Raw genomic sequence first — 15,845 nt, forward strand, 5'->3', positions numbered from 1 at the left:
GATCTGCCTGTCATCGTGCCGGTGGTGGTGGCGATCGGCTGCGGCCTGCTCGCCGGCCTCGTCAACGGCGCATTGATCGCCTACACGCGCATTCCGCCGTTCATCGCCACGCTCGGCATGATGGTGACCGCGCGCGGCATCGCCAAATGGTGGTCCAAGGGACAGCCCATCTCCTTTCCGACCGAAGGTTTCGCCGCGATCGGCAAGGGCCTGATGCCCGTCATCATCTTCCTGTCGCTGGCGGTGCTGTTCCAGTTGATCATGACCTACACCAAATATGGAAAGCACAGCTACGCCATCGGCTCCAATGAGGACGCCGCGCGCATGTCCGGCATCAACATCGCCAACCACAAGATCCTCGTCTACGCCATCGCCGGCATACTGGCCGCGCTCGCCGCCGTGGTGCTGAGTTCCAAGAACCTTACCGCGCAGTCCGGCATGGGCGTCATGTACGAACTCGATGCCATCGCCATGGCGGTCATCGGCGGCGTCTCGCTGTCGGGCGGTCGCGGCTCGATCATCGGCACGGTGATCGGCTCGCTGATCTTCGGCGTCATCATCTCCGGCTTCACCTTCCTGCGCCTCGACGCCTACTACCAGGAGATGGTCAAGGGCGTGATCATCGTCGGGGCGGTGGTTCTCGATCAGTGGCGGCAACGCCTGCGGGCAATGAGGGCTTGATCATGTCTGACATCGTCCTGAAGACCGAGAACATGACCAAGCGCTATGGCGGGGTGCATGCGCTCGAAGGCGCGAATTTCGAATTGCGCAAGGGCGAGCACGTCGCCATCATGGGTGACAACGGCGCCGGCAAATCGACGTTCGTGCGCCAGATCACCGGCGTCGAGCAGCGCACCAGCGGCAAGATGTGGTTCGACGGCAAGGAGGTGAATTTCACCGGTCCGATCGAGGCGCGCGAGGCGGGCATCGAGACCGTGTTCCAGAACCTGGCGTTGGCCGACGATCTCGACGTGCCATCCAACCTGTTCCTCGGCCGCGAAAAGGTGCTGTTCAACCTCGGGCCGTTCTCGATCCTCGACCGCAAGTACATGCGCAAGGCGACCGAGGCGGCGCTGATCCGCACGGCGGTGAAGATCCCCAATTTGTCGAACACCATTCGCCACATGTCTGGCGGCCAGCGCCAGTGCGTGGCGATCGCCCGGACCGCCACCTTCGCCTCCAAGCTGATCATCATGGATGAACCGACGGCGGCACTGGGCGTACAGGAGACGGCCCAGGTCGAGAACATCGTACGCACGCTGAAGGACAATGGCGAGCCGCTGATCCTGATCAGCCACAACATGCGCCAGGTGTTCGACCTTTGCGACCGCATCGTCGTTTTCCGGCGCGGCCGCATCGTTGCCAATCTGCGCAAGCAGGACACCGATGGAAACGATGTCGTCTCCTATATCACGGGCGCCAAGACCGGGGAGGCGGAACTCGCGGCTTGACGGGGGATGCGGTAAACGCCCCCCTGTCGCTCCTGTCTTTGCCGAAAATTCACCTGCGCCCATGGCCGGCGCCATCGTTTGCTTCGAACCATCCTCAGAGGAAATCCCATGACGCTCCGTTTCGCCCTCCTCGGTGCCGGCCGCATCGGCAAGGTCCATGCCCGCGCTGTCGGCTCCAATCCGCAGGCCAGGCTGGTGGCCGTCGCCGATGCCTTCGAAAAGGCGGCAACCGAACTGGCGGCCGCCTATGGCGCCGAAGTGCGCACCATCGACGCCATCGAGACATCCAATGACATCGATGCCGTCGTCATCTGCACGCCGACCGATACCCATGCAGATCTGATCGAGCGCTTCGCCAAGGCCGGCAAGGCGATCTTCTGCGAAAAGCCGATCGACCTGAGCGTCAAGCGTGTCGAGAAGTGCCTGGCCGTGGTCGACAAGACCAAGGCGACGCTGATGGTGGGCTTCAACAGGCGCTTCGACCCGCATTTCGCCGCCGTGCGCAAGGCGATCGATGACGGCGCCATCGGCACCGTCGAAATGGTCACCATCACCTCGCGCGATCCCGGCGCGCCGCCGATCGACTACATCAAGCGCTCGGGCGGCATCTTTCGCGACATGACGATCCATGATTTCGACATGGCGCGCTTCCTGCTCGGCGAGGAGCCGGTGGCGGTCAGCGCGCATGCCTCGGTGCTGGTCGACAAGAAGATCGGCGCCGCCGGCGATTTCGATTCGGTCAGCGTCATCCTCGAGACCGCGTCCGGCAAGCAGGCCGTCATCTCCAACTCGCGCCGCGCCACCTATGGTTACGACCAGCGCATCGAGGTGCATGGCTCGAAGGGCATGATTGCTGCCGAGAACCAGCGGCCGGTGTCGATCGAACTCGCCAACGAGAAAGGCTACACGCGTCCGCCGCTGCACGACTTCTTCATGACCCGCTATCTCGACGCCTATGCGCTGGAGATCGCCGCCTTTATCACCGCGGCGACGTCGGGGAAGAAAGCGTCACCGAGCGGCGCCGATGGCCTCGTCGCGTTGAAGCTGGCGGATGCGGCGCTGAAATCGGCAACGACCGGCAAGACCGTTCGTCTCGACAAGTGAGAAACCGGACCCCACCCACAGGAGCAAAGCGATGAGCGCATCCGCCGATCGTAATTCACAGACACGCGCCATCGTCACCGGCGGTGCGCAAGGCATCGGCTTCGCCGTCGCCGAGGCGCTGGCCGACGAGGGCTGCCGGGCGCTGGCGCTCATCGGCCGCTCGCAGGAGAAGGGCGACAAGGCCGTCGCCCATTTCAAGAAGGCCGGCGTCGACGTCATCTTCATCAGCGCCGATGTCTCGAAAGTGGCCGACTGCAAGCGCGCCGTCGCCACCGCGATTTCGCATTTCGGCGCCATCAACGCGCTGGTCAATGCCGCCGCGACCTCGGCGCGCGGCTCGCTGGTCGAAACATCCGAAGAGGTCTTCGACCAGATCTTCGCCACCAACGTGCGCGGTCCCTTCTTCCTGATGCAATGCGTGGTGGCGCATCTCTTGGAGACAAAGGCGCCCGGCTCGATCGTCAACGTGCTGTCGATGTCGGCGCATTGCGGCCAGTCTTTCCTGGCGCCCTATTCGTCGAGCAAGGGCGCCTTGGCGACTTTGACCAAGAATGTCGCCAATGCCTATCGCTTCAACCGCGTCCGCTGCAACGCCGTGCTGCCGGGCTGGATGGATACCGAGGGCGAGGACATCGTGCAAAAGAAATGGCACGACGCGCCGGAAGACTGGCTGGCAAAGGCGGAAGCCGGTCAGCCGATGGGGCAATTGGTCAAGCCGGACCAGTTGGCGCGCCTGATCAGCTACATGATCAGTCCGCAATCCGGCGTCATGACCGGCTCGCTGGTCGACTATGACCAGAATGTCGCGGGGACGTCACCGGAGTAAGGAGCCAGCATCGTTGCCGCTCCCGTCACTTTACGGAGAGAGGGGCACTCTCGCCAGCGATGTCGCCAACTCATTACGGCACGTGACAAACGCCCCGGCTTCGATTATATGAGCCCCATGATCAACCTGTCCGCCACATATTGGTACTTTAGGAGCTCGCTGGCGGCGGGAGGATTGCGCTCGATCTGAAGATTGCAGCAACGAGATCCGAACAGCCGCCAGACCTGGCGGCTTTTTTGTATCAGCCGGCAGGTCTCCCCAATCAGGAGCAGAAAGCCGTGTTGACCACCACAGACGATCTTCGCGTCAAGGAAATCCGAGAACTGAGCACGCCGGACCAGGTGATGCGGGAGATTCCGCGCACGCTGACGGCGACGCGCACCGTCAGCGCCTCGCGCAACGCCATCCATTCCATTCTGAACGGAACCGACGACCGGCTGCTGGTCGTCGTCGGCCCCTGTTCGATCCACGATCCGGTTGCGGCCGTTGACTATGCCAGCCGTCTGGCGGCGCTGCGCGAGGCCCTGTCCGACCGGCTCGAGATCGTCATGCGGGTCTATTTCGAGAAGCCGCGCACGACGGTCGGCTGGAAGGGCCTGATCAACGATCCCGACCTCGACGGCAGCTTCAACATCGACAAGGGGCTGCGGATGGCGCGCAACGTGCTGTCGGCCGTCAACAATCTGGGACTGCCGGCGGCGACCGAGTTCCTCGACATGACGACGCCGCAATACATTGCCGACCTCGTCGCCTGGGGCGCCATCGGCGCGCGCACCACAGAGAGCCAGATTCATCGCGAACTGGCCTCGGGCCTGTCCTGCCCGGTCGGCTTCAAGAACGGCACCGACGGCAATCTCAGGATCGCCGCCGAGGCGGTGAAATCCGCCGCCCAGCCGCATCATTTCATGGCTGTGACCAAGGGCGGGCGCAGCGGCATCGCGACCACCACGGGCAATGAGGACTGCCATGTCATCCTGCGCGGCGGCGTTCAGCCCAACTATGACGCTGCGAGCGTCGAAGCCGCGTCTGTGGAGCTCGCCCGCATCGGCGTGGCGCCCAGGTTGATGATCGATGTCAGCCACGCCAACTCGGCCAAGAAACCGGAGAACCAGCCCAAGGTGGCGGCCGACGTGGCGGGCCAGGTGGCGGCGGGCGACGAGCGCATCATCGGGCTCATGATCGAGAGCAACCTCGTCGCCGGACGCCAGGACGTGGTGCCAGGCAAGCCGCTGGTCTATGGCCAGAGCATCACCGACGGCTGCATCGACTGGGCGACCACCGAGACCGTGCTGCACGGCCTCGCCGGCGCTGTCGAATGGCGCCGCTCGGTGCGCCGCGCCATGCTTGAGAGCCGGCAGGGCGCTGCCTGATCCAGCGCGTGCCCGGACCACCTTCCCCCTTGCAAGGTCGTCCGGCGCGCGGGCCGCGCGCGGACGCAGGCTTCGGGAGCCAAATGATCTCGAAGTCCGTGTAAGCAACGAAAGATCGGCCGGCCGGCGGCCGGCTCGCGCTATTTTGCTCCGCCAAGCTGGCGGATCGCCTGGAATCCCCCGGAACCGGCTAGATCAAGTTGAGGATCGCCTTTGACCCGGCTACTCCTAAGAGATGCATGACCTACCCGCCGGCAAAGGATTAACCTTCGCCCTGGACTTGTTCAACTAGGGGCTTGTGATGCGCAAGGTTCGAGCCGCTGTCTGCGGCATGGCGTTCTGTCTGATGGCGATTTCTCCAGCTTCCGCCGTAGCGATCGACCTAGGCGTCATAAAGATCGGTGTCGGTGGCGGACGTGGCGGTGGTGTCGGTGGCGGTGCGGGAAATGGCCGGGGCGGCGGGAAAAGCTATGGCGTTCCCGGCCCGCTTGCCGGCGCTGGCCTGCCGGTACTGGCGGCCTATGGCGGTTATGTCTGGCTGAGGAAGCGCAGCCGCAAGAACAAAGAATAGCTCAGCCGAGCCGTTCTTCGAAATGGAGCATCGGCAAGACTGGGTTCGACATGGCCGCGGGTGATCGCGCTGTCTCTCCATCGGCTCGCTCAGCCGCTTTGCGGGTGTTCGCAGATGCCAGGCTGACGCGGTCTTCTCTGTTCGCCGGCCTGGTGGCTGTCGGCTTTGCAAACGGCATCAGCGAGAAGGTCTACAGGTCGGTTGCCGACAACGGGTTCGCCACCGCGATTTTCAACACGTTCGACATCAGCATCATTCTCTGGGGCGCCTGTTTCGCCGCGCTGGCGATGTTTTCTCTGGCATCCGCCGAGGACGGTTTGCGTCGGGGTGATGGGTTGGTGAGCCTTCTCGCCGGCCTCGCCTTCCTCGCGCCCGTGCCCGCCCTGAGCTGGCTCGGGCTGAGCCTGATCGCGGTTCATCTTCGACGCACCGCGTCCGACGATCCAACGCGGCGCGCCGCCGCGATCGTGTTCGCTCTGACCATCCCCCTGTTCTGGGCCCGGCTTGCGTTCGCGGCGTTCAGCGGAACGATCCTGCATATCGACGCCAGGCTTGTCGGCTGGATGATCGGAACGGTGCCGGTCGCCAACGTCGTGCCGCTTGCCGACGGTTCCGGGTCGCTGTTCATAGCGCCTGGCTGCTCATCGCTGGCAAACCTCTCGCTGGTCTGGGTCAGCGCCGCAGTGTTCGTCAATCTGCGGAGCGGCCGCTGGACGCTCCCCGCGATAGGCTGGACCGCTGCGTGCGCGGCCGCCGTGATCGCGATCAATATCTTGCGCATCGGTTTGATCGGGTTTTACCCATCGCAATACGACCTTCTGCATGGCCCTGTCGGAGCGAGCGCGGCCGGCTGGCTCACATTCGCGGTGATCGCTCTCATCAGCTACCACAGGGTCGGTTTCGATGCGGCCCGCTGACGCCAGCCTCGTCCTGGGATTGCTGCTGTGCGTCACCCTCGCGGGCAAGGCCGCTACCCTGGCGCGGACCCCAGGCGCCGCGGCCGATGACGGCATGGCAGCCGTTGCGTTCCTGAAAACGCGAGGCCTCGTCATCCAGCCCTTCGACCCGACCGGCGCGCCTGCCTGGGTCGTGGGAACACGCGACGAATGCACTGTTCGGATCGGCGAGGTCGCGCCTGAGGGCTGGTCGCGCGCCATCGTCGCCCAGCAGACTGTCGGCGAGCGCCTGCTCTATGCCTTCGACGGCCGCTTCTATAACCAGCAGCCGGTGACCCGCACCTGGACCGAGAATTATCGGCGCAGGCTCGCGCGCTATCTCGGCTTCGATATGCCCACATTGCGGGTGTTCGCGATAGCGGCAGCGCCGGCCTGTCCGGCCGACCTTGTGGCCGGCACGCCGTTCGAGCCGGCGCTCAGGCCACCCTTAGCCCCTCCCAAGCGGTGAATACGGAAACCGCGAAGAGCAGCAGCCCGGCCGCCCGGCCCGCAAGCGCGGTCGCCCGCGGATTGGCGACCAGCAGGTTGCGGCTGCGGCCGGCGGTGATCGCAAGCCCGCCATAGATCGCGGCCTGGGTCAGGACCGTCAGCAAGCCCATGACTGTCGCCTGCATCCAGATCGGGCCGTAAGCCGGTTTCAGGAATTGCGGATAGACAGCAAGCACGAACAAATAGGCCTTCGGATTGATCAGGCAGGTCACCAGCCCCTGTCGGAACGCCTTCCAGGCCGAGCGGCTGCCGGCGGGTCCGTCCAGACCGACAGTGATGGAGCTGCGCATCAGCGTGATGCCAATGAATGCCATGTAGGCGGCGCCGGCCAGCAGCAGCGGCTTGAAGAGGATCGGCACGAAGTGCATCAGCAGGCCGACGCCGATGGCGCCGTTCAGCGTGTGCACCATGCCGCCGACCATGATGCCGCCGGTCGCGGCCAGGCCCCTGTCGCGTCCGCCGGTCAGTGCATTGGCGAGCACGAACAGCATGTCCATGCCCGGAACGGCGATGATGCCGAACAGCAGGATGAAGAACAGCCAGAGATTTTCCGCGTAACCCATGTCAGTTGCCTGTCGCCTCGTCCCGCCAGTGCGTAGCGGAACCTGTTGATTTTCAATCCGATAGGCGATCCTATAGGCCGACCCAACTGACGATGGTGTGTCAGTTGTGATCGGCTTGAGGCTGGATAAATGCGCAAGGCGTCACGTCTGTTCGAGATCATCCAGATCCTGCGGCTGGCGCGGCAGCCGGTGACGGCAGCCATGATCGCCGAGCGGCTGGAAGTGACGATACGGTCGATCTATCGCGATATTGCCGCCCTGCAGGCGATGCGTGTGCCGATCGAAGGCGGACGCGGCATCGGCTATATCCTGCGGCCAGGGTTCGACCTGCCGCCGCTGATGTTCTCGGTCGAGGAGATGGAGGCGATTGTGCTGTCGCTGGCGCTGCTGGAGCGCACGGGAGACGATGAGCTCAAGCGCGCGGCCAAACGCGTCAGCGCCAAGATCGCCGGCGCGGTGCCGCCTCCGCTGCGCCAGGCATTCGAGGCCAATGCGCTGCATGCCTGGGGCTTCGCCGCGCCGTCGGCCGGCGCGATCGACCTGGCGCTGGTGCGCCGCGCCATTCGCGACGAGGAAAAGCTCGACCTCTCCTATCGCGACGAAATGGGTCGCGCCTCCGAGCGTCTCATCCGCCCGATCGCGCTGATCTATTATGCCGAGACCGCCAACGTCGTCGCCTGGTGCGAGTTGCGCCAGGCGATCCGCAATTTTCGCAGCGACCGGATCGGGGATTGCCGACCGACCGGGCTACGCTTCCAGGGCGAGGGCGATCGGCTGCGGCAGGTCTGGGTCAGAGGCTGGGAGACTCCGGCGGCCAGTGGCTGAAGCCAGAGGATGGGTGCCTGATCTGGCGCCGAGCTGTCGACCCCCCACTCCGTCGAGCTGCGCTCGACACCTCTCCCCTGATCGACGGGGGAGAGGAAAGGCGCGCGCTCGCCAACCTTGGTATCTTTCAACCAGCGTTACCGCACGTCGACCCAGCGCTTTTCCTGGAACGAGCGCGCCATGGCGTGCACGGTGCGCTCGATCTCCAATCCTTCGGCGAATTCGATGAGCAGCGCCGGTTTGCCGGCGAGGCGCGTCAGCAGTTCGTGGCACTCGATGATCTTGAGATCGTTGAAGCCGAGGCCATGGCCGGGCGCCGGCAGGAAGGCATCGTAAGGCTTGTGGTGCGGCGCCACCAGGATGCTGCGATAGCCCTGCTCGGTCGGGCGGTCCGACGTGACATAGAGCTGGATTTCGTTCATGCGCTCCTGGTCGAACAGGATCGATCCCTTGGAGCCGAAGATCTGGATGGCAATGCGGCCCTTCCGGCCCCAGGCCGAGCGGTTGACCAGCAGCGTGCCGGCAATGCCGTTTTCGAGATGCATCAAGACGCTGGCGATGTCGTAGGTCTCGACCGAGCGGCGGCCACCGGTGGCCACCTCGCGATCGGCATAGGGCTTGGCCATGTCGCAGATGACGCTGGCGACGCGGCCGAACAGCGCCGAGACGAGCGACAGCGGATGCACGGCGAAATCGTCCAGCGCGCCATAGCCGGACGTGGCCTCATGCTTCCAGAAGAACAGCGCCTCGGGATCGGCCATGAAATCCTCGTCCATCTCGATGCGCAGATGGTTGACCTCGCCGATGATCTTCTCGTCGAGCAGCGCACCCATATGGCGGATGGCCGGGCTCTGGATGTAGTTATAGCCGAGCGCCGCCACCTTGCCGGATCTTTTCGCCGCGGCCGCCATGGCCTCGGCCTCGGCGAAGCTTGGCGCCATCGGCTTCTCGCACCATAGATGTTTGCCGGCTTCGAGGACGGCAATGGCCATTTCCGGATGGAACTGGTTGGGCGTGGTCAGCGAAACGACATCGACCTCCGGATCGTCGACGACGGCTCGCCAGTCGCCCGAGGCCCTGGCGAAGCCGAATTCGCCCGCCTTGCGCGTGGCAAGCTCATCATTGACCTCGCCGAGATGGACAAGCCGCGGCTTGGCGACATCCGGAAAGACCGCGCCGACGGCACTCCACGCTATGGCATGGCACTTGCCCATGAAACCCGTGCCGATGAGACCGACGCCGACCATTATCCGTTTCTCCATTGCCTGAAGCGCATGGTGGATGAATTAATCCATTTTCTCCGGGAATGGAACGTCTGCCTCATTTTTTGTGGTGTTCTTGCGCAGGCCCGCTATGATGGGGCACAGAGGTCGTTCCTAGATGAGCCTGGACAGAGTGACGATGGACGAACGGGTACCTCGCGACTTCGAGACGCTGCGCGCCACGATCCTCGACCGACGCGAAAGCCTACCGAAGCGTATCGCCCAGATCGCCGCCTACGCGCTCGACAATCCCGACGATATCGCTTTCGGCACCGCCGCCAGCATCGCCGCTTCGGCGGGGGTACAGCCGTCGACCTTGATCCGCTTTGCCCAGCAGCTCGGCTTCGACGGTTTCACCAGCCTGCAGCAGGTGTTTCGCGAGCGGCTGCGCGAGCGCAACTCGTCTTACGACGAACGGCTGCTGGCGCTGCGCGCCAAGGCAGAGGGCGGTGCGGGCCACCGGGCGATCTTCGACGGCTTCGTCGCCGCCGCCAGCACCTCGCTGAACGATATCTCACGCACGCTGGACGAAGCGAATCTCGAAGAGGCGGTCTCACTGCTGGCCAGGGCCGAGACCATTTATGTTCTGGCCAAGCGCCGCTCCTACCCGGTGGCGAGCTACATCGCCTACGCGCTGGGCAAGCTGAAAATCCGCAACCAGCTGATCGAGTCGGCCGCCGGCCTGAACGCCGAGATGATCGGTTTCGCCACGCCGGCCGACGCCGTCATCGCCATCAGTTTCTCGCCCTATGCGCCGGCCACCATCGAGGAAGCGCGGACCATTTCCGAGCAGGGCGTGCCGATCGTCGCCATCACCGACAGTTCGTTCTCCCCGCTCGCCCAGTTCGCCACGGTCTGGTTCGAGGTCGCCGAGGCGGATTTTGCCGGCTTCCGCTCGCTGTCGGCGACGATGGCGCTGGCCATGGCGCTGACCGTCGGCGTCGGCGAAAAGCGGCGCGGCACGGGACGCAAGCGCAAGGCCTGACGGCCTCCCCTGGTGCCTTGCCCGTGATCCTTTCGGAGCCCAGCCAGCCAGTCCTGGTCCCGCGTCCGATTAACACGGTCGGGCAAGTTCGGGCGAAGGAATGCTCATTCCATATTGACTATGGATTGGAATTATTATTTCATAATTGCCGACGCCACGCTGCCGCTCGCGCGTGTCGTCCAAACGACGTTGTCCATGACAACAAGCCCGACGGGAGGTTCCAATGAGCGAAGCCGTGGACGCGAAACAGGCGCCGCTCGACGTCATCACCATCGGGCGTGCTTCCGTCGACCTTTACGGCCAGCAGATCGGCTCGCGGCTGGAGGACATCACCTCCTTCGCCAAGTCGGTCGGCGGCTGCCCCGCCAACATTTCGGTCGGCACGGCGAGGCTCGGCCTGCGCTCGGCGTTGCTGACCCGCGTGGGCGACGAGCAGATGGGCCGGTTCATCCGCGAACAGCTCCGGCGCGAAGGCGTCAACACCGACGGGCTGAAAACCGACAAGGAGCGGCTGACCGCGCTGGTGCTGCTTTCGGTCGAAAGCGAAGGCGTCTCGCCGATGATCTTCTATCGCACCGACTGCGCCGACATGGCGCTGTCAGAAGAGGATATCGACGAGACCTTCATCGGCTCTGCCCGCTCGATCGTCGTCACCGGCACGCATTTTTCCCGCCCCAACAGCGACGCCGCCCAGCGCAAGGCGATCCGCGTCATGAAAGCCAGGGGCGGCAAGGTGGTTTTCGACATCGACTATCGGCCCAATCTGTGGGGCCTGGCCGGCCATGCCGAAGGGTTCGAGCGCTATGTGAAGTCCGACCGGGTTTCGGCCCAGTTGAAGACGGTGCTGCCCGACTGCGACCTCATCGTCGGCACCGAGGAAGAGATCATGATCGCCTCGGGCGCCGATGATTGCCTGAGCGCACTAAAGGCGATCCGCGAGCTGTCTTCCGCCACCATCGTCTTGAAGCGCGGCGCCATGGGCTGCATCGTCTATGACGGGCCGGTCAGCGACGATCTCGAGGACGGCGTCGTCGGCAAGGGTTTTCCGATCGAAATCTACAATGTGCTGGGTGCCGGCGACGCCTTCATGTCCGGCTTCCTGCGCGGCTGGCTCGGCGGAGAAAGCCTTGCGACGGCTGCGACCTGGGCCAACGCCTGCGGCGCCTTCGCCGTGTCGCGGCTGCTGTGCGCGCCGGAATATCCGACCTTCGAGGAATTGCAGTTCTTCCTCAAGAACGGCAGCAAGCATCTGGCCTTGCGCAAGGACGAAGCGATCAACCACATTCATTGGGCGACGACCCGCCGGCGTGACATCCCCTCGCTGATGGCGCTCGCCTGCGACCACCGGGTGCAACTGGAGGATGTCGCGGCCAAGGCCGGCGCCGATCCGGCACGCATCCGCGACTTCAAGGTGCTGGCGGTCAAGGCGGCGGCGAGCGTCGCCGACGGCCGGGACGGCTACGGCATGCTGATCGACGAGAAGCATGGACGCGAGGCGATGTTCGAATTCGCCAGGCATCCCTTTGCCTGGCTTGGCCGACCGGTTGAGTTGCCGGGCTCGCGGCCGCTGCGCTTCGAGTTCTCGCAGGACATCGGTTCGCAGCTCATCGAATGGCCTGTCGACCACTGCATCAAATGCCTGTGCTTCTACCACCCCGACGACCCCGCCGCGCTCAAGGACGAGCAGCAGCAGAAACTGCGCGCGCTGTTCGAGGCTGCGCGGAAGGTCGGCCGGGAACTTCTCATCGAGATCATCGCCGGCAAGCATGGCGAGCTCGACGACACCACCATTCCCCGCGCGCTGGAGGAGCTCTATGCGCTCGGCATCAAGCCGGACTGGTGGAAGCTCGAGCCGCAGGCGTCGAGCGGTGCCTGGGCCAGGATCGAGGCGGTGATCCTGAAACATGATCCCTGGTGCCGCGGCGTCGTGCTGCTGGGCCTGGAGGCGCCACGGGACGAGCTTGAAGCAGCCTTCGCCGCCACTGCCAAGGCGCCCATCGTGAAGGGTTTTGCCGTCGGCCGCACCATCTTCGTCCACGCAGCCGAAGAGTGGCTGGCCGGCAGGATGTCCGATGACGAGGCTGTCGCCGACATGGCCTCGCGCTTCGAACAGTTGACCAAGGCGTGGCTTGCCGCGCGTGGCCTTAAAGCAGCATAAGGGCGCGGCGGAGGACCGCGGAGGAAACCATCATGAGCAAGACAATACGCCTGACGATGGCGCAGGCGCTGACCCGCTTTCTCAGCAAGCAGATGACCGAGATCGACGGCAGGGCCGTGCCGATATTCGGCGGCGTCTGGGCGATCTTCGGCCACGGCAATGTCGCCGGTATCGGCGAGGCGCTCTACCAAGTGCGCGACGAATTGCCGACCTTCCGCGCCCACAACGAACAGGCGATGGCGCATGCGGCGATCGCCTATGCGAAGGCCAATTTCCGCCGCCGCTTCATGGCCGCGACCTCCTCGATCGGACCCGGAGCGCTCAACATGGTGACGGCGGCCGCACTCGCGCATGTCAACCGGCTGCCGGTGCTGCTCCTGCCCGGCGATGTCTTCGCCAACCGGATCCCCGATCCGGTGCTGCAGCAGGCCGAGGATTTCTCCGACGGCACGGCGACAGTCAATGACTGCTTCCGTCCGGTATCGCGCTATTTCGATCGCATCACGCGACCCGAGCAGATCATCCCGGCGCTCGCCCGTGCCATGCAGGTGCTGACCGATCCAGCCGAATGCGGGCCGGTGACGCTGTCTCTCTGCCAGGACGTGCAGGCCGAGGCCTATGATTATCCCGAAAGCTTTTTCGCCGAGCGGCCATGGCGCCAGCGCCGGCAGCGTCCGGACCGCGATGAGCTCGCGGCCGCTGTCGCGGCGCTGAAAGGCGCCAGAAAGCCGCTGGTGATCGCCGGCGGCGGAGTGCTTTATTCGCGGGCCTCGGACGAACTGGCGAAATTCGTCGAGGGCGCGGGCATTCCCGTCTGCGAGACGCAAGGCGGCAAGTCCTCGCTGCCGGACGACCATCCGCTCAACATGGCGGCGGTCGGCGTGACCGGCACATCGGCTGCCAACCGGCTGGCCGAAGAGGCCGATGTGGTCCTTGCCATCGGCACGCGCCTGCAGGATTTCACAACCGGCTCATGGGCGCTGTTCAAGAATTCCGGCAAGACCATCATCGGGCTCAACGCGCAGCCCTTCGACGCCGGCAAGCACCGCGCGCTGCCGCTGGTCGCCGATGCGGCCGAGGGACTGGCCGAACTCGGCGCGGCGCTGAAGGGCTGGAAGGCACCGTCCGCCTGGACCGAAAGTTCGGCCGCCGGCAAGAAAGCCTGGCAGGCCGACGCTGCCAAGGTGACGGCGTCGACCAATGCCGCCTTCCCGTCCGACGCTCAGGTGATCGGCGCCGTGCAGCGCGCCATGGGCTCGGGCGTGACCCTGCTGAATGCGTCGGGCGGACTGCCGGGCGAACTGCACAAGCTCTGGCAGGCGGGCGCGCCCGGTTCCTACCACGGCGAATACGGCTTCTCGACCATGGGCTACGAGATCGCCGGCGGGCTCGGCGCCAAGATGGCGAAGCCCGACCAGGAGGTCGTCGTCATGATCGGCGACGGCTCCTATCTGATGATGAATTCCGAAATCGCCACATCGGTGATGCTTGGCCTCAAGCTCACCATCGTGGTGCTCGACAACAGGGGCTATGGCTGCATCAACCGGCTGCAGATGGCGACCGGCGGCGCCAACTTCAACAATCTGCTGAAGGACGCGCGCCACGAGGTCCTGCCCGACATCGACTTCGCCGCGCACGCGGCGAGCATGGGTGCCATCGCCGAGAAAGTGCCGTCGATCGCCGGGCTGGAAACCGCGCTGCAGAAAGCCAAGACGAACGATCGCACCACGGTGCTGGTGATCGACACCGATCCGCTGGTCTCGACCGATGCCGGCGGCCATTGGTGGGACGTGGCGGTGCCAGAAGTGTCCACGCGGCCAACGGTGAATGCCGCGCGCAAGGCCTATGAAGAGAAGCGGCAGATGCAGAACGTCGGCGAGTGATGCCGGCGCTGCCCCCACCCTGCTGCTTCGCAGCGACCCTCCCCACAAGGGAGGGTGAACAAGAAACCGGAGTGACGACTTGAAAGCCAAACTGGGCATGTCCCCCATTGCGTGGTGGAACGACGATCTCGCGGAACTCAGCGATGACGTGTCGCTGGAGGAGTGCCTGCGCCAGTCGCGCTCGGCCGGCTTCACCGGCATGGAAATGGGCCGGCGCTTTCCCAACGACCCGGACATCATGCTGCCGATCCTGAAGGCCGCTGACGTCACGCTGTGCGGCGGCTGGTTCTCGGGCACGCTGGTCGATGAGGGGATGAGCGAGAACAAGGACCGCATCCAGCCGATGATCGACCTGTTCAAGGCGGTCGACGCGCCTTGCATCGTCTATGGCGAGGTCGGCCGCTCGATCCAGGGCGACCGCTCGAAGCCGCTGGCGACGAAGCCGAAGCTGGCGGACGAAGAGATGAAGGCCTATGCTAAACGGCTGACCGAATTCGGCGAATGGTGCGCGGAGCAGGGCATGCCGCTGTCCTATCATCATCATATGGCGGCGGTGGTGGAGACCGAGCCGGAACTCGATGCATTCATGCGCCATTCGGGAGCCGGCATCCCACTGCTGCTCGATGCGGGCCATCTGGCCTTTGCAGGCGGCGACGTGCTGCGCGCCATCGACAACCACCACGAGCGCATCAGCCATGTGCATGTGAAGGATGTGCGCATGGGCGTGATCGACAGGCTCGACCGCACCAGGCAATCATTCCTCGACGCCGTGGCGCTGGGCGCCTTCACCGTGCCGGGCGACGGCTCGCTGGATTTCGGCGCCATCGTGCAGCGGTTCGCCGACCATGGCTATGAGGGCTGGTTCGTGGTCGAGGCGGAGCAGGACCCCAGGAAGAACCCGCCACTCAGGATGGCCCAGGTCGGCCACAAGGAATTGATGCGCGTGATGACCGCCGCCGGCTATACGGTCGAGACGCAAGGTTTTCCCAATGTTTGACGCGATGGGTTCCCGGCGAAGCGTGTTGCTGTAGATTGGCGCGATGAAAGATTACCAGCATCCATTCTTCCGGCCGCTGTGGCGGCGGATCGCCGTCGTCGCGGTCTGCGTCATCTGGGCGATCGTCGAGTTCGCCACCGGCACGCCGTTCTGGGGCGTCATAGCGCTGGGCTTCGCGGGGTACGGCGTCTGGCAGTTCTTTTATCTGTACAAGCCGTTCGATGAGGCGAAGCCGCCTGTCGAACCGAAGGAGTAAGGCGGGCGCTGGCGCAGACGGTTTTGTGGATTAGGTTCTGTGCATCGCACACTTTGGCGACTGGCTGGAACGCCACTCACTTCGTCATCCTAGGGCGAAGCAAGGAGCGTAGCGACGCGGCGCAGACCCTAGGATGCCGAAGCTCGGCG

The 15,845-nt window shown here is 64.7% G+C and carries 16 protein-coding genes; 14 read left to right on the forward strand and 2 right to left on the reverse strand.

Annotation, left to right across the window (positions count from 1 at the left end; translation table 11 throughout):
• From WC739_RS09265 to WC739_RS09300, 8 genes are all read left to right on the forward strand, one after another.
• Positions 1-681: ABC transporter permease (locus WC739_RS09265; protein WP_372952730.1), on the forward strand; the 681-nt coding region annotated here is incomplete at its 5' end.
• A gap of 2 nt (positions 682-683) precedes the next feature.
• A complete protein-coding gene (locus WC739_RS09270) occupies positions 684-1,451 on the forward strand; it encodes an ATP-binding cassette domain-containing protein (RefSeq protein ID WP_372952731.1) in 768 nt (255 codons plus the stop codon).
• A gap of 108 nt (positions 1,452-1,559) precedes the next feature.
• Positions 1,560-2,555 carry an inositol 2-dehydrogenase gene (gene iolG, locus WC739_RS09275; RefSeq protein ID WP_372952732.1) on the forward strand — a complete coding sequence of 332 codons (996 nt, stop codon included), beginning with the start codon at positions 1,560-1,562 and terminating at the stop codon, positions 2,553-2,555.
• A gap of 31 nt (positions 2,556-2,586) precedes the next feature.
• A complete protein-coding gene (locus WC739_RS09280; protein ID WP_372952733.1) occupies positions 2,587-3,381 on the forward strand; it encodes an SDR family oxidoreductase in 795 nt (264 codons plus the stop codon).
• 278 nt (positions 3,382-3,659) lie between these two features.
• Complete coding sequence (locus WC739_RS09285) at positions 3,660-4,751, forward strand: 3-deoxy-7-phosphoheptulonate synthase (protein ID WP_372952734.1); 1,092 nt, start codon at positions 3,660-3,662, stop codon at positions 4,749-4,751.
• A 301-nt stretch (positions 4,752-5,052) separates the two neighbouring features.
• Entirely contained in the window at positions 5,053-5,322 is a 270-nt protein-coding gene (locus tag WC739_RS09290) for a hypothetical protein (RefSeq protein ID WP_372952735.1), read from the forward strand.
• A gap of 50 nt (positions 5,323-5,372) precedes the next feature.
• Positions 5,373-6,239, forward strand: a complete 867-nt coding sequence (locus tag WC739_RS09295) for a hypothetical protein (protein ID WP_372952736.1) — start codon at positions 5,373-5,375, stop codon at positions 6,237-6,239.
• Positions 6,226-6,726, forward strand: coding sequence for a hypothetical protein (locus tag WC739_RS09300; RefSeq protein ID WP_372952737.1), 501 nt, complete (start codon positions 6,226-6,228; stop codon positions 6,724-6,726). The genes WC739_RS09295 and WC739_RS09300 overlap by 14 nt, the downstream gene beginning before the upstream one ends.
• On the opposite strand, the gene WC739_RS09305 is transcribed toward WC739_RS09300, so the two are convergent.
• Entirely contained in the window at positions 6,695-7,330 is a 636-nt protein-coding gene (locus tag WC739_RS09305) for a LysE family translocator (protein ID WP_372952738.1), read from the reverse strand. The genes WC739_RS09300 and WC739_RS09305 overlap by 32 nt on opposite strands.
• A gap of 129 nt (positions 7,331-7,459) precedes the next feature.
• Here WC739_RS09305 and WC739_RS09310 point away from each other — a divergent pair, with 129 nt between their 5' ends.
• Positions 7,460-8,155: a helix-turn-helix transcriptional regulator gene (locus WC739_RS09310; RefSeq protein ID WP_372952739.1), complete on the forward strand. Its 696-nt coding sequence runs from the start codon at positions 7,460-7,462 to the stop codon at positions 8,153-8,155.
• A gap of 137 nt (positions 8,156-8,292) precedes the next feature.
• On the opposite strand, the gene WC739_RS09315 is transcribed toward WC739_RS09310, so the two are convergent.
• A complete protein-coding gene (locus WC739_RS09315; RefSeq protein ID WP_372952740.1) occupies positions 8,293-9,402 on the reverse strand; it encodes a Gfo/Idh/MocA family protein in 1,110 nt (369 codons plus the stop codon).
• A 154-nt stretch (positions 9,403-9,556) separates the two neighbouring features.
• On the opposite strand from WC739_RS09315, the gene WC739_RS09320 reads away from it, so the two are divergent.
• The 5 genes from WC739_RS09320 (at position 9,557) to WC739_RS09340 (ending at position 15,696) form a co-directional block, all read left to right on the forward strand.
• A complete protein-coding gene (locus WC739_RS09320) occupies positions 9,557-10,402 on the forward strand; it encodes a MurR/RpiR family transcriptional regulator (RefSeq protein WP_372952763.1) in 846 nt (281 codons plus the stop codon).
• A gap of 223 nt (positions 10,403-10,625) precedes the next feature.
• Positions 10,626-12,560 (forward strand): 5-dehydro-2-deoxygluconokinase, encoded by a 1,935-nt coding sequence (gene iolC / locus WC739_RS09325; RefSeq protein ID WP_372952741.1) that lies wholly within the window; start codon positions 10,626-10,628, stop codon positions 12,558-12,560.
• 32 nt (positions 12,561-12,592) lie between these two features.
• Positions 12,593-14,443, forward strand: a complete 1,851-nt coding sequence (gene iolD / locus WC739_RS09330) for a 3D-(3,5/4)-trihydroxycyclohexane-1,2-dione acylhydrolase (decyclizing) (protein ID WP_372952742.1) — start codon at positions 12,593-12,595, stop codon at positions 14,441-14,443.
• 79 nt (positions 14,444-14,522) lie between these two features.
• Positions 14,523-15,440 (forward strand): myo-inosose-2 dehydratase, encoded by a 918-nt coding sequence (iolE, locus tag WC739_RS09335; RefSeq protein WP_372952743.1) that lies wholly within the window; start codon positions 14,523-14,525, stop codon positions 15,438-15,440.
• Positions 15,441-15,483: 43 nt separating this feature from the next.
• The gene (locus WC739_RS09340; protein WP_372952744.1) at positions 15,484-15,696 is read left to right on the forward strand and encodes a DUF3329 domain-containing protein; all 213 of its coding nucleotides are present in this window, start codon (positions 15,484-15,486) and stop codon (positions 15,694-15,696) included.
• Positions 15,697-15,845 lie beyond the last annotated feature (149 nt).

The sequence above is a fragment of the Mesorhizobium sp. genome, from assembly GCF_041661565.1.
Lineage (GTDB): Bacteria > Pseudomonadota > Alphaproteobacteria > Rhizobiales > Rhizobiaceae > Mesorhizobium.

Coding starts and splice junctions, on each gene's coding strand:
- WC739_RS09270 (WP_372952731.1), top strand. CDS start 684: ATGTCTGACATCGTCCTGAAGACCGAGAACATGACCAAGCGCTATGGC.
- iolG (WP_372952732.1), top strand. CDS start 1,560: ATGACGCTCCGTTTCGCCCTCCTCGGTGCCGGCCGCATCGGCAAGGTC.
- WC739_RS09280 (WP_372952733.1), top strand. CDS start 2,587: ATGAGCGCATCCGCCGATCGTAATTCACAGACACGCGCCATCGTCACC.
- WC739_RS09290 (WP_372952735.1), top strand. CDS start 5,053: ATGCGCAAGGTTCGAGCCGCTGTCTGCGGCATGGCGTTCTGTCTGATG.
- WC739_RS09295 (WP_372952736.1), top strand. CDS start 5,373: ATGGCCGCGGGTGATCGCGCTGTCTCTCCATCGGCTCGCTCAGCCGCT.
- WC739_RS09300 (WP_372952737.1), top strand. CDS start 6,226: ATGCGGCCCGCTGACGCCAGCCTCGTCCTGGGATTGCTGCTGTGCGTC.
- WC739_RS09305 (WP_372952738.1), bottom strand. CDS start 7,330: ATGGGTTACGCGGAAAATCTCTGGCTGTTCTTCATCCTGCTGTTCGGC.
- WC739_RS09310 (WP_372952739.1), top strand. CDS start 7,460: ATGCGCAAGGCGTCACGTCTGTTCGAGATCATCCAGATCCTGCGGCTG.
- WC739_RS09315 (WP_372952740.1), bottom strand. CDS start 9,402: ATGGTCGGCGTCGGTCTCATCGGCACGGGTTTCATGGGCAAGTGCCAT.
- WC739_RS09320 (WP_372952763.1), top strand. CDS start 9,557: ATGGACGAACGGGTACCTCGCGACTTCGAGACGCTGCGCGCCACGATC.
- iolC (WP_372952741.1), top strand. CDS start 10,626: ATGAGCGAAGCCGTGGACGCGAAACAGGCGCCGCTCGACGTCATCACC.
- iolD (WP_372952742.1), top strand. CDS start 12,593: ATGAGCAAGACAATACGCCTGACGATGGCGCAGGCGCTGACCCGCTTT.
- WC739_RS09340 (WP_372952744.1), top strand. CDS start 15,484: ATGAAAGATTACCAGCATCCATTCTTCCGGCCGCTGTGGCGGCGGATC.